Below are 13,637 nucleotides of genomic sequence, written 5' to 3'. Positions count from 1 at the left end.
ATAATCTTGAATACCAATGAAGTAAAAACGATTGAAAGCCAACGACAAAAGCATAAGGAAAAAAAGTTGTTATTTATAGTTCAACTATTATTAGGGATGATTTTACTTGTGACCGCTAGTTACGTTTTATATATCAACAGATACCATCCGGCTGTAAATAATTTACTAGGTGGCAACTTAAATAGCATAAGGTCAAAAAATCCTTCCAGTGTGACATTAGATTCATCAATAGAGTATAATTTTAATGTATATAAAGATAATATTCTTCTTACCAGCAGGGATGGTATTAAAGCCATTAATAAAGCCGGTGAAGAGATATGGAGTATTACCATGACCCTATCCGACCCGTTGGTTGAAAGCAATCATAAATACATTCTGGTTGCCGATAAGGGCGGAAGAGAAGTGAATGTTGTTACAAATTACTCTATTGTATGTACAAGGAAAACCGAGGAGCCTATTGTTGCGGTAGCTATTAATGAAACAGGATATTTTGCAATCGTTACGAAAGAGAAGGGTTATAAAGGCAAGGTGAGCGTATTTAATCCAGAAGGTCAGGAAATATATAAGTGGCATTCGGTGGATAACTACATAGCAGACTTGGATATCTCCAATGATGGAAAAAAACTTGCGGTAAGTACCATTGATTTGAGCAAAGGGTATGTATCCAGCGGAGTAGCTTTTTTTAATCTCACTGAAGAAAAACCATATGCAGGGATCGTAATAGATGAGACACTGATTTCCAATATAAAGTTTTACCAAGATGGCAGTGTCGTAGTTGTAGGTGATAATCAAATGATCGGATTTTCACCACAGGGTATTCAGAAATGGAATATTAGTTACGCGGAAAAGGACTTGCAGATTTTTAGTATGGATTCTGATAAAATTATAGCACTAGGACTTACGGAAAAAAAAGGCGGAAGTTTATTAAATGGCAATAGCTTAGTGGAAATATACACATTTGGCGGTGTGAAAAAAGGTACCTATGAGGTGGACGGTGACATACAATTTGTGGATGTGGAAGATGATTTAGTTGCGCTCAATAAAAAGAGAGATGTGTATGTAGTTACTTCTCAAGGGAATGAGATTGCAAAAGCAGTATCCAGCAAAGATATCAGGGATATTATTTTATTTCAGAATAAAAGAGACATAGTCGTAGTATCCAGGAATACATTAGAAGTGTTGGAGTTAAAGAGGAATTAGAGGTGAGGATGGTGACAATCCTTGATATCGCGGTTATTTTGATCATTATTTTCAGCAGTATTAGGGGAATGATGAAAGGGTTTTTTCTATCAGTCTTTGACATATTATCCTTTTTTATTGCTGCTATTCTAACTGCCAGGTTATATCCTTATTTTGCAGCCATATTATCTAAAACAAAGGTATACCAATGGATACAAGATAGTATTTATCAGATTGTAGTTAGAGCAAATCCCATTGCAATAGAAACGACAACAAGCAGCATAAAGGATGATACGGTTAAGAATGCTATAGATATCATTTCACTGCCGGCATCGATAAAAGATGCACTGATGGAACAGCAGCAGCGTGAATGGATAGAAGTAATAAATATTAATAATATAAATCAGCAATTAGCCGGAGGTATTTCCGGGTTGATTATCAATGTCCTTAGCATGATCATACTGTTCTGTGCTATTAAAGCAATACTGGCAGTAATAGCAAGTGTTATCAACCAGTTTATGAAACTGCCTATACTCAATGAAGTAAACAAGTTGGTAGGAGGCGCATTTGGCATTGTAAGCGGCATAGTCGTGGTATATCTTATTTGTGCATTCTTTGTTTTGCTTTTGCCTATTGAAGGGTTTAGTCCGCTGGCGGCGCTGATAGACCGTTCAGTGATAGTAAAAGGATTCTATAACAATAATATCCTGTTGGAATGGATATTATAGCCATCCAAAATAAATGTTTTTTGTTTTTTATCAATACTTGAAATATGCTTTTCTAAAGTATTTATTTCATATTACTAGACAGATGCCGATAAAATGTGTAAAATGGAACTTGAAGCATACTAACTAATTGATAATGGATGACAGCGTATGGTGATGAAGGTCACCTAAATACAGTTAAATTAAGATATAGATATTGCAGCTAAGTATAGCCGGACCAATAGGTTCGGCTATGTTGATAATTCTAGTGGTTGAAGTTTAGTATAAAGTTACTGAGAACTGATAACTTATAGATGGGGGTTGAATGTTTTGAGAAGTGATAGTGTGAAAAAAGGATTGGAAAAGGCACCGCATCGTTCCTTGTTTAAAGCAATGGGGTTAACAGATGAAGAGATTAATCGCCCGTTGATCGGTGTAGTAAACGCAAAAAATGAGGTAATTCCGGGGCATATTCACCTGGATAAAATAGCTGAAGCTGTTAAAGCCGGAGTCAGAATGTCGGGAGGAACACCGCTGGAATTTCCGGCAATAGGCGTTTGTGACGGTATCGCGATGGGTCATGTAGGCATGAAATATTCACTGGCATCCAGAGAATTAATCGCGGATTCCATAGAGGCTATGACTACCGCACATGGGTTGGACGCGCTGGTATTGATTCCGAATTGTGATAAGATTGTTCCGGGAATGTTAATGGCGGCAGCCAGATTGGATATTCCGGCTATCATCGTTAGTGGCGGACCAATGCTGTCACTTAATAAAAACGGAAAAGATCTGGATTTGAATAGTGTATTTGAAGCAGTTGGTGCTGTAAAAGTCGGTAATATGAGTCAGGAGGAGCTGATGGTTGTCGAAGACAATGCCTGCCCCGGATGCGGTTCATGTTCAGGAATGTTTACAGCAAACTCTATGAACTGCTTAAGTGAGGTTTTAGGCTTAGCGCTTCCTGGAAATGGTACCATACCGGCTGTGTATGCAGAAAGAATTCGTCTTGCTAAGCTTGCAGGTATCAAGATTATGGAGCTTTTAGAAAAAGATATAAAACCAAGTGATATTTTAAATCCGAAGACTTTCGAGAATGCACTCACTGTAGATATGGCATTGGGCTGCTCAACGAATTCCATGCTGCATTTGCCTGCAATTGCACATGAAGCAGGAGTAGACATCAACCTGGATATTGCAAACGACATAAGCGGCAGAACTCCAAACCTGTGTAAGCTGGCTCCTTCAGGACCTCACCACGTGCAGGACCTTTATCAAGCGGGAGGAGTTCAAGCAGTAATGAACGAATTAGACAAGAAGGGCTTGCTTCATCTAGGCTTGCTGACAGTAACCGGCCAAACAGTAGGCGAGAATATTAAAAATGCTGTGGTGCGGGACTATGATATTATTAAACCGATTGAGAAACCCTATAGTGAAACCGGCGGTATAGCGGTGTTAAGAGGTAATCTTGCGCCGGACGGTGCAGTTGTCAAACGCGCTGCGGTTGCGCCGGAAATGCTGGTTCATAAAGGGCCTGCCAGAGTATTTGAATCGGAGGAATCTGTCATTAAAGCTATTCTGGATGGTCAGATAAATAAAGGTGATGTTATTGTTATCCGATATGAAGGTCCGAAAGGCGGGCCGGGTATGAGAGAGATGCTTTCACCCACATCGGCTATTTGTGGAATGGGATTGGATAAATATGTTGCATTGATTACAGATGGTCGGTTCTCAGGTGCTACACGAGGCGCTTCAATAGGCCATGTATCCCCGGAGGCCATGGAAGGGGGGCCTATTGCCATTGTTGAGGAAGGCGATATCATCAGCATCAACATAACAGAGGGGAAACTGGATATAGAACTTTCTCAAGAAGAAATAGATCGGAGATTCGAACAGTGGAAGGCACCTGCGCCGAAGGTCACCAGAGGATATCTTGCGAGATATGCAAAACTGGTAACATCAGCGTCAACCGGAGCGGTACTAAAGGATTAAAAGTCAACAAAAATATATTTACAGTCAGGCGTAGAAGAAAAAATGTGACATGGGGACGGTTTTCATGTCACAACGATTTTGGGTGACAGGAGAACCGTCCCGTGTTACATTTTTGAACAAGCATGTAATATACTTAGTGTGACGTATATAGATTTTCAAAGATAAATTTGTAATGTCGAGAAAAGAAGATGGAGTTTTGATTCTCAACCCTTCATCTTCAATTCCGCATTAGGAGATAGGAGGATTTGTATTGAAGTTGAATGGTTCAGAAATCTTTGTGCACTGTCTTAAAGAACAGGGTGTTGATACTATTTTTGGCTATCCTGGCGGATCAGTTCTTAATATATATGATGCTTTATATAAGCATAGAGAAGAGATTAAACATATACTCCCTTCACATGAACAAGGCGCTGCACATGCGGCAGACGGATATGCGCGGGCTACCGGTAAAGTAGGCGTGTGCCTTGCAACATCCGGCCCCGGTGCGACCAATTTGGTTACAGGGATAGCTACAGCCTATATGGACTCTGTTCCTATGGTTGCTTTTACGGGACAAGTACCTACAACACTACTAGGGAAAGATTCTTTTCAGGAAGTAGATATTACCGGTATTACTACACCCATTACAAAACATAATTATATCGTCAAAGATGTGAATGATCTCGCTCAGGTTATTCGAGAAGCGTTTAGAATAGCAAAAGAAGGAAGACCGGGACCGGTACTGGTAGATATTTGTAAAGATGTTACTGCGGCCGTGACCGACTATACACCTGTACAGCCTGAAAAACCAAGGGATGTGCCTATGGGGGTAACACAAGCACAAATTCAGCAAGCGGCGGATTGCATCGACAAAGCCAACCAGCCTATCATTCTCGCCGGAGGTGGTGTCGGAATTGCGGATGCATGTGAAGAACTTCTCCAGCTTATAAATAAAGCAAATATTCCTGTTGCTACAACCTTAATGGGGTTGGGAGGATTTCCCGGAACGCATTCATTATTTACAGGATTGATGGGGATGCATGGAACGAAGACCTCAAATTTAGCGGTCTCAAACTGTGATCTGTTTATTGCCATTGGTGCAAGATTTAGTGACCGGGTGATCAGCAATGTAAAAAGGTTTGCTCCTGGCGCGCAGATCATGCATATAGATATTGATCCGGCTGAGATTGGAAAAAACATTAATGTACATTATCCGTTAGTAGGCAATGTAAAACTTATTCTGCAGCACTTGGCTGATAAAGTACACGATCAGAAGCGGGATTTGTGGATAGAACAAATTATGGAATGGAAAAAGCAATATCCTATTAAGCAGCAATCAGAGGGTGCACTAACGCCCCAGTATGTTTTGGAGAAAATCGATGAACTTACAAACGGTGAAGCGATTATTACTACCGAAGTGGGCCAAAATCAATTATGGGCTGCCCAGTATTTTAAATATACGCGTCCGAGAACATATATTTCCTCCGGCGGCCTGGGAACCATGGGGTACGGGTTGGGAGCCTGCATTGGTGCACAAGTGGGCATGCCGGATAGAAAAGTGTTTAATATCGCAGGAGACGGAAGCTTTAGAATGAATTGCAATGAGATTGCTACAGCGGTTGAATATCAATTGCCCATTATCGTTGTCATTTTGAATAATCATGTTTTAGGGATGGTAAGACAGTGGCAGGAATTATTCTATGACAGTCGTTTTTCATCTACTACTATCGATAGAGGAACTGATTTTGTAAAATTGGCAGAAGCATATGGTGCAAAAGGGATCAATATCACTTCAAACGAAGAAGTTGAAAAGGCTATTAAAGAAGCGCTGGCTTCCCGTGTTCCGGTAGTGATTAATTGTGAAATTGACAGGGATGAAAAGGTATTTCCTATTGTGCCCCCCGGTGCTGCCATTGATGAGTTAATAGAAGAATAAGATCTGTTATATAGGATATATTTTTTGGGAATTAAAAGGTCTGATATTAGTAGAAGAGCGCATGTGGGTTTTTCTACTGTATAAGATGTATATTTATAACGAGGCCAAAAGATGTCCCCCGCCTCGTTGAAACGGTGTGTTGTAATTGCTTGCGCAATTACTTCCGTTGTTATAAAAAAGCATTTTTCCTCAATAACTGTTGCAAACAAATATATTTATGATATAATAAAACCGTAACGCAATTGAATAATCTCTTGTTAGGTGAGGCTCCTATACGGATATATGCTGCTGCCCGGAAACATCGAGAGATGCCAATGGGTCAACAGGTACTACCGAAATCAAGGTTTTACTTAATGCAGTTGAGTTTTTTTTACTCTATGCTGTATAGTGCCAAAACTCAACGAATGGAGAGGTGTTTTATTACTCATGTTTAATAAATCCTTCCTTTGTTGAGGGATTTTTTATTTTGTTTATGACTTTTTTTAACTTTTGAATGGTGGTGATGTCAATGGATACAGACCCGGATACGAATTATTATTTGTTTAATGGAAATACTTTTTCTCACACATGTAGTAGTCATTGTATTACATGTAGAGTATCTTTTGACATGATTATATCTGCAATGAGTTAATATGAATATATATAGACTGATTATTGGTAAGGTCAAAAGCTACTCTTTGATGATGAATGTAAAATGAATAAGGAGGGTAGCTAATATGTTAGGTTATTATAAGACTATTGAAGGCAGGATACAACCTATCGATCGTATTGAAGAAGGCTGTTGGATTAATATGATTTGTCCAAACGAAGAAGAGATAGAATCTGTGTTACGTACATTGCATGTAGATGCCGGATTTTTAAAGGCGGCATTGGATGACGAGGAGACATCTCGTATTGAAATAGAAGATAATCAAACATTGATTATTATTGATATTCCGTTGGCGCAGAAAGACCAGGATGCCATCATCTTTTCGACCATTCCTTTGGGTATTGTGATTACTGATAAAAACATAATTACTATTTGTTTAAAAGAAAATTCGGTTATAAGAGAGTTTTCGGATGGGGTTGCTAAAAACGTATATACTAATTTAAAAACGAGATTCATCCTTCAGCTATTCTTTAAAGTAGCCACTCGGTATTTGCAGTACTTAAAACAGATAGACAAAATAAGTAATGAAGTTGAAAAGCAGCTCCACCGTTCTATGAAGAATAAGGAATTGATACAGTTGCTTGATTTGGAAAAAAGCCTTGTTTATTTTTCTACATCTCTTAAAGCAAATGAAATTACTATGGAAAAAATTCTAAGAGGCAGAACCATCAAATTGTATGAAGAAGATCAGGATTTGCTGGAAGATGTATTAATAGAAAATAAACAGGCAATAGAAATGTCTAATATATATAGCAGTATTTTAAGTGGTACGATGGATGCATTTGCTTCAGTGATATCAAATAATTTGAATATTGTAATGAAATTTTTAACATCGGTGACTATTGTTTTATCATTGCCTACAATGGTAGCAAGTTTTTACGGTATGAATGTGGAGCTGCCTTTGCAGGATTCACCTTTAGCTTTTATATTTACTATTATTCTTGCACTGATATTAACTATTGCGGCTACGCTTGTGTTACTTAAAAGAAAGATGTTTTAGTGTACCTAGTATCGTTCGAGGTTTGGAGTATCATGCCTTAACTCCAGACTTCGGGCGATTTTTTATTAATATCTATTATTGACACATTTTCTTCAAAATGATATAATGCATTTTAAGTATAGCCTATAGTCCTTTCTAAGTTGCAAACGTATAATGCTAGGCCTTCACTTCTGGAAGGTTTTACTTATTTTACACTCTCCTTGGTATGGATTTCCCTTTTATTGGTTATAACTATAACAGTATAGTATTATAAGGTGGTGAATTATGGATAAAGATATTGATCTAAAAAAGAAAACCCTGGAAGATTTGAGATATATTGCAAAGATGATGGGATTAAAAGGAATTTCCAGGGCCAAAAAAAACGAATTAGTTCAGCTTATATTAGAAAATGCTGAAAAAAGCGAAGGATTTCAACAACAGCAACTTGATACAAGTCCAGTGGAGGATGAGAAAAAAATAGATATTGAGCAAGAACCGATAGAAAAGAAAGCTATAAGAAAAGGCAGAAAAAAGAAGGCAGATTCCATACCTGAGACACCATCTGTTGAGGATAAGGAAACGGAAGATACAAAACAGGAGCCGGAGAATAAGGTTAGAACTAAGCCTAAAGTTATAGTTGAGAGTAAGGCTGAGAAAGACTCTGAACAAGAGACCGAAAAAGAGAAGCCGGAAATTCAACCGAAGGTTCAAAAGAAAGATTTGACAGATGATGAGAATGAGAAGCAAGAAGTTGATGATAATGCAAAGCCTGAAGAAGAGACAAAGGTACAAAAACGTCCTAATAACTATCCTGCTGCTTTTGAGAAGATTGAAAGTGATGATCCGGTAGGCGGAGTGCTGGAAGTATTGCCTGACGGATATGGATTTTTAAGAGGTGAAAACTACTTGTCGGGGGCGAAGGATATATATGTATCACCATCCCAGATAAGAAGATTCAATCTGAAAACAGGTGACAAGATTGTGGGGAAAGGTAGAATCCCCAAAGAAGGAGAAAAGTTTCAAGCATTATTATATGTACAGCAGGTGAATGGAGATCATCCTGAAGTTGCAGCGAGAAGACAGCCTTTCGAAACATTGACACCGATATACCCGGAAAAAAGGATCACCCTTGAAACAGGTCCGCGAGAGTTAGCGATGAGGCTTATCGATTTAATCGCACCTATCGGTAAGGGTCAAAGAGGAATGATTGTAGCTCCACCGAAAGCAGGAAAAACAATTCTCTTAAAAAAGATTGCCAATAGTATTTCTATTAATTATCCAGATACTGAATTAATTGTATTACTGATAGATGAGCGTCCTGAAGAAGTTACTGATATGCAGCGCTCTATTAAAGGTGAAGTGATCTATTCTACTTTTGATGAAGTGCCGGAGCATCATATCAAAGTAGCGGAAATGGTTTTGGAAAGAGCGCAGAGATTGGTTGAACATCAGAAAGATGTAGTCATACTACTTGACAGTATTACCAGATTGGCGAGAGCTTATAATCTAACAATTCCGCCTACCGGCAGAACGCTTTCAGGAGGGTTGGACCCGGGTGCGCTGCATAAGCCAAAGAGATTTTTTGGATCAGCAAGAAATATTGAGTTTGGCGGAAGTCTTACCATTCTTGCTACTGCGCTTATTGAGACAGGAAGCAGGATGGATGATGTTATCTTTGAAGAATTCAAAGGTACCGGTAACATGGAACTGCATCTTGACAGACGCTTATCGGAGAAGAGGATTTTCCCTGCAATAGATATTAACAAGTCGGGTACCAGAAAAGAAGAGTTACTGCTTTCTCAAAAAGAATTGGAAACAATTTGGGCAATTAGAAAGGCAATGAGTAATCAAGGAACTGCTGAAGTTACTGAGACACTTATTAACCGTTTAATGTCTACAAAATCCAATGATGATTTTGTTAATAATATTGTGAATACCTTTGATAGGTAATAATGGTAAAGTTTTAGTTGCAAAAACACGTTTTTTATGTTAAAATATTTTTTGTTGTCAAAATAGAGTTGTATCTTAATATAAAAATATTAATCAATGCTGGAGAAAGAGGTGAGATTAATGAAAGAAGGAATTCATCCAAATTATGAGCCAACAGAAATAAAATGTGCATGTGGTGAAATAATTGCTACCGCTTCTACTAAAAAGAATGTGCACGTTGAAATATGTTCAAAGTGCCATCCTTTCTATACCGGAAAGCAGAAATTTATTGATACCGGCGGACGTGTTGAGAAGTTTAGAAAGAAATTCGGCTTAAAAGCTGATAATGAATAATAGTTGGCTATTATAATTAAAATGAGGTAAGAAAAATTTCTTACCTCATTTTTGTTTTTATCATTGCGTAAAAATTCTGCGGATAATCTGATCGTAGGGGCGCGCATCGCGGGTTCGGCAAGGGGTATCCTTATAGTAGTCGATTAAGAGGAGGGATTTTGCTCCTCGGAAGATTTATTATAGACCTTTTCAATATAGGTTTTGAAAGCGTCAAAGCTGATAGTCTTGAATCCTAAAGCATTTGCTTTTTCCAAATGTTTTTTCGCACTTTTAGGCTTTTTTTCGATAATACCGATAATCGCCAGATTATAATAAGGAACCGCATACAAGTCATCTTCTTGCAGCGATTGATCAATGGCTTCCTTTGCTTTCTTAAGCTGAGACAGATTGATATAGCAGGAAGCGATATTATTATAGATAACAGCAGTAAGTTTTTCGGTGTATGATCTGAAAGTAATATACATCAAATATCGTATAAAGGGTTTTGCAGTGATATCATTTAAAAAGGAATGATATTTTTCCAATGCTCCTTCATAATTTCTCTGTTGAATGAGCTTTCTGCCTTCATAGAACTTTTTCCACGCAAGCCTTGTAACAATATTTATTCCCACAATTAGTACAACAGGCAGCAGAAAGACAACGGGTGATTTATAGGCTTTATAAAGGTCAATCGCCAGAAAGATGATAAACAGCCAGAAAGTAATATTCATTATTTTAAATCGGGTCGTTCTTTTCATGTTAAATCCTCCTAAGAGCTATTGTTTATTATTTTAATAGATTGGCAGTAAGGACAATCTTTATTTATTCTAACATAATTTCCATTGGATTAAAAGAAAGATTGTGCATTAAACAAAAAGCATGCTAAATAAGTTATACTAACAATTTTATTCATTGCAGTGACAGCTATATTTTGTTACAATAGATATATAAACGGACATGAGAGGAAGAAAACAAATTGGACAATAAAAATAAAAAAATACATCTGACATCTATAGGAGGTCAGGCAGTAATAGAAGGGGTTATGATGAGGGGACCCAAGGATATCGCTATTGCTGTAAGGACACCTGATGGTACAATCACTGTAGACAAAAAACCGGTACAATCGGTCACAATGAAGTATAAATTTTTAAAACTTCCTATTCTGCGGGGCGTTATCGCTTTTTTTGAATCGATGATTATAGGCGTGAAGTCATTGATGTTTTCTGCAGAGTTTTTCGATCTGGAAGAAGAAGAGCAGCCATCCAAGGTGGATAAATTTTTAGAAAAAGTATTTGGCGATAAGCTTCAAGAAGCATTAATCTATTTTTCCGTTGCATTTGCATTATTGTTCGGAGTGGGCCTTTTCATGCTGCTGCCTACAGTCATTGTAGGATTTGTAAAGCAGCTGGTACAAAACCATATCGTTGCGAATATAGCTGAGGGTACAATAAGGATCTTGTTATTTTTAGCTTATATACTATTGATCTCTAAAATGCAAGATATTCAAAAAGTATTCCAGTATCATGGGGCAGAGCATAAAACCATCCATTGTTATGAACATAATGAAGAACTTACGGTAGATAATGTAAAAAAATATACTACCTTACACCCTCGATGCGGTACAAGTTTTCTCCTTATTGTAATGGTAGTCAGCATTATCGTTTTTTCCTTTATTTCATGGCAGAATATCGTAATAAGGCTGGTTTCAAGGCTTTTACTTTTACCTCTGGTAGCCGGTGTATCCTATGAGATTATTAAATATGCAGGCAAATATCAGAATCCTTTTACCTGTGTAATCAGCAAGCCGGGCATACTTTTACAAAAGTTAACGACACGTGAGCCCGATGGCAGTCAGATCGAGGTAGCTATTGAAGCATTGAAGAATGTTTTGACACAAAATAGAGAGGACGATAAATGGTAATGGGCATAACCATTGATGAGTTACTCAAGCAATCAGTAAAATATTTAGCAAATCATGGCGTCGAGAATAGCACTGTTCTCGACGCTCAATTGATTCTAGGCCATATTTTAAAAGTAGATCGATTGTATCTGATTGTGCATAAGGATGAGCAGTTGGATGCAGAGGCAATAGAAGAGTATCATAATTTATTGCAGCTGAGGGTACAAGGTATGCCTCTGCAGTATATTACAGGTATTCAGGAATTTATGTCACTCCCCTTTGATATCACTGCAGATGTTTTGATCCCCCGGGGCGATACCGAGATTCTCGTAGAGCATATTATCAGCAAATGTAAAGAGTGTAGAGGAAATGATAAAATCAGCATCATGGATATCGGGACAGGTTCCGGATGCATTGCGGTAAGCCTGGCGTATTATATTGGGAACAGCCGTGTATATGCAGTAGATGTTTCTGAAAAAGCGTTGGATATTGCACGGAAAAATGCTGAACTGAATAAGGTCATGGGCAAAGTCTCTTTTATTCAGAAAGATATTCTTACAGGTTTTCCGAAACTTCCAACAGAGGAGGGCGCAGATATTATTGTTTCGAATCCTCCTTATATTAAGACGGATGTCATTGATACGCTTCAAGTGGAAGTAAAGAAATATGAACCCCATCTTGCTTTGGATGGTGGCCTTGATGGTCTGGTATTTTACCGTACTATCATACAACAGGCCGATGAGCATCTCAGGCCCGGAGGACTGTTGGCGTTTGAAGTAGGTCATGATCAAAGTGACCAAGTGGTGCAGCTAATAGAGAAGACCAAGATGTATAAGGATATTGAGGTAATAAAGGATTTATCCGGAATCAACCGGGTAGTGGCGGCAACAAAAGCATAAGATAAGGAATGACGGAATAATAATGCCCGCTTGAAAAATGGGAATTTATTATTTTGTCATTCCTAATTATTCTCTCCACAATCTAAATACACCTGCACGCTGTAAATTTCTTATGATTAAGATTGTAATAGGGCCCAATATCATCCCTATAATTCCGAAGATTTGGAGTCCGACATACATCGACATCAAAGTGACCAAAGGGTATAGCCCGATTTGCCCTCCGACGATTTTAGGTTCAAGCAGTTGTCTAACCAGCAACACAATACCATACAATATTACCAAAGATAATGCACGGGGGAGATTTCCCGACACCATCAGGACGATTGCCCAAGGAATAAGTACAGTACCTGTACCAAGAATAGGAAGCGCATCGATGATGCTAATGAGTAAGGCCAGCAGTATGGCATAATCTACACCGATAATGAGCAAGCCAATAGAAACTTCCACAAAAGTAAAGCTCATAAGAATAAGCTGTGCTCTAATATACCCCAATAATGCCAGGAGTAAGTCACGTTTTATATCAATGATTCTAGCAATCCATTCTGTCGGCAATTGCTTTACTAAAAAATTAGAGATCTTTTGCTTATCGCTGCTCATAAAGTAAGCCGAAATAAATAGTACGATAATAAAGACTAAAATAGATGGCAGCGACGTGGCAAAGTCAATAGCAAAGTCTTTTGTCGCAACAGTAGCCGGCTCAAGCACCTTTATCAAGTTATTTCTGATAGTTTGAAACACTTCGTCCGCAAACAGAGAAATCTCAGGAGGCAACGTTAAATATATGTTTATTCCTTTATTCATTAAATTGTTTGCTTGTTCGGAGATCATATTAAAAAGCTCAGGAAGTCGTTCAGCCAGCTTTTTAATTTCATAGATAAGTCTATAAATAATGGCAGTAATTAATGAACCAATGATTAATAAGATAGATAGAATAGCGATTGCGCTCGCGAATTTTCGCGGAATTCTCATCTGTCTTTCCATAAAAGTAACTACAGGGTCAGAGATGTAGGCGATTGCATAAGCAATTATAAATGGCAACAGCAGTTTAAAAGCTGTTGTAAAGACAAAATAACCTATAGCAATGCCAGCGATAATAGCACCCACAACTAAAACAAAGTTTAGATATTTTTTCGATAGTGAGTTCATATAATTAATCTC

Annotated in this window: 11 protein-coding genes and 1 riboswitch; of the genes, 9 read left to right on the top strand and 2 right to left on the bottom strand. The window is 38.1% G+C overall.

What is annotated here, in order from left to right; translation table 11 throughout:
• Positions 1-6: 6 nt before the first annotated feature.
• The 7 genes from QKW49_RS12350 (at position 7) to rpmE (ending at position 9,701) form a co-directional block, all read left to right on the top strand.
• Positions 7-1,200 (top strand): DUF5711 family protein, encoded by a 1,194-nt coding sequence (locus QKW49_RS12350; RefSeq protein WP_282867854.1) that lies wholly within the window; start codon positions 7-9, stop codon positions 1,198-1,200.
• Positions 1,201-1,208: 8 nt separating this feature from the next.
• A complete protein-coding gene (locus tag QKW49_RS12345) occupies positions 1,209-1,907 on the top strand; it encodes a CvpA family protein (protein ID WP_282868131.1) in 699 nt (232 codons plus the stop codon).
• 306 nt (positions 1,908-2,213) lie between these two features.
• Entirely contained in the window at positions 2,214-3,875 is a 1,662-nt protein-coding gene (gene ilvD, locus QKW49_RS12340; protein WP_282867853.1) for a dihydroxy-acid dehydratase, read from the top strand.
• Positions 3,876-4,125: 250 nt separating this feature from the next.
• Positions 4,126-5,790, top strand: coding sequence for a biosynthetic-type acetolactate synthase large subunit (gene ilvB, locus QKW49_RS12335; RefSeq protein ID WP_282867852.1), 1,665 nt, complete (start codon positions 4,126-4,128; stop codon positions 5,788-5,790).
• A gap of 246 nt (positions 5,791-6,036) precedes the next feature.
• Positions 6,037-6,207: riboswitch (M-box (ykoK) riboswitch) on the top strand.
• A gap of 299 nt (positions 6,208-6,506) precedes the next feature.
• Positions 6,507-7,439 (top strand): magnesium transporter CorA family protein, encoded by a 933-nt coding sequence (locus tag QKW49_RS12330; RefSeq protein WP_282867851.1) that lies wholly within the window; start codon positions 6,507-6,509, stop codon positions 7,437-7,439.
• Between the two features lie 264 nt (positions 7,440-7,703).
• Positions 7,704-9,368, top strand: a complete 1,665-nt coding sequence (gene rho, locus QKW49_RS12325) for a transcription termination factor Rho (RefSeq protein WP_282867850.1) — start codon at positions 7,704-7,706, stop codon at positions 9,366-9,368.
• Positions 9,369-9,488: 120 nt separating this feature from the next.
• Positions 9,489-9,701 (top strand): 50S ribosomal protein L31, encoded by a 213-nt coding sequence (gene rpmE, locus QKW49_RS12320; RefSeq protein WP_282867849.1) that lies wholly within the window; start codon positions 9,489-9,491, stop codon positions 9,699-9,701.
• A 143-nt stretch (positions 9,702-9,844) separates the two neighbouring features.
• Here the strand turns inward: rpmE and QKW49_RS12315 are convergent, their stop codons facing one another.
• Entirely contained in the window at positions 9,845-10,438 is a 594-nt protein-coding gene (locus QKW49_RS12315; protein ID WP_282867848.1) for a tetratricopeptide repeat protein, read from the bottom strand.
• 284 nt (positions 10,439-10,722) lie between these two features.
• On the opposite strand from QKW49_RS12315, the gene QKW49_RS12310 reads away from it, so the two are divergent.
• A complete protein-coding gene (locus QKW49_RS12310) occupies positions 10,723-11,601 on the top strand; it encodes a DUF1385 domain-containing protein (RefSeq protein WP_282868130.1) in 879 nt (292 codons plus the stop codon).
• The gene (prmC, locus tag QKW49_RS12305) at positions 11,595-12,479 is read left to right on the top strand and encodes a peptide chain release factor N(5)-glutamine methyltransferase (protein WP_282867846.1); all 885 of its coding nucleotides are present in this window, start codon (positions 11,595-11,597) and stop codon (positions 12,477-12,479) included. Before QKW49_RS12310 ends, prmC begins: the two co-directional genes overlap by 7 nt.
• 66 nt (positions 12,480-12,545) lie before the next feature.
• Here prmC and ytvI read toward each other — a convergent pair whose 3' ends face one another.
• Positions 12,546-13,625 (bottom strand): sporulation integral membrane protein YtvI, encoded by a 1,080-nt coding sequence (ytvI, locus tag QKW49_RS12300; RefSeq protein ID WP_282867845.1) that lies wholly within the window; start codon positions 13,623-13,625, stop codon positions 12,546-12,548.
• Positions 13,626-13,637: the final 12 nt, after the last annotated feature.

The organism is Petroclostridium sp. X23, from assembly GCF_030013905.1.
Lineage (GTDB): Bacteria > Bacillota > Clostridia > SK-Y3 > SK-Y3 > X23.
The sequence above is the reverse complement of the archived record's forward strand: the minus strand, read 5'-3'. Positions and strand labels throughout refer to the sequence as shown.

What these genes read in the sequence shown, in the direction of transcription:
- QKW49_RS12330 (WP_282867851.1), top strand. Translation starts at nt 6,507, where the DNA reads ATGTTAGGTTATTATAAGACTATTGAAGGCAGGATACAACCTATCGAT.
- ytvI (WP_282867845.1), bottom strand. Translation starts at nt 13,625, where the DNA reads ATGAACTCACTATCGAAAAAATATCTAAACTTTGTTTTAGTTGTGGGT.
- prmC (WP_282867846.1), top strand. Translation starts at nt 11,595, where the DNA reads ATGGTAATGGGCATAACCATTGATGAGTTACTCAAGCAATCAGTAAAA.
- QKW49_RS12345 (WP_282868131.1), top strand. Translation starts at nt 1,209, where the DNA reads ATGGTGACAATCCTTGATATCGCGGTTATTTTGATCATTATTTTCAGC.
- rho (WP_282867850.1), top strand. Translation starts at nt 7,704, where the DNA reads ATGGATAAAGATATTGATCTAAAAAAGAAAACCCTGGAAGATTTGAGA.
- rpmE (WP_282867849.1), top strand. Translation starts at nt 9,489, where the DNA reads ATGAAAGAAGGAATTCATCCAAATTATGAGCCAACAGAAATAAAATGT.
- QKW49_RS12310 (WP_282868130.1), top strand. Translation starts at nt 10,723, where the DNA reads ATGATGAGGGGACCCAAGGATATCGCTATTGCTGTAAGGACACCTGAT.
- QKW49_RS12315 (WP_282867848.1), bottom strand. Translation starts at nt 10,438, where the DNA reads ATGAAAAGAACGACCCGATTTAAAATAATGAATATTACTTTCTGGCTG.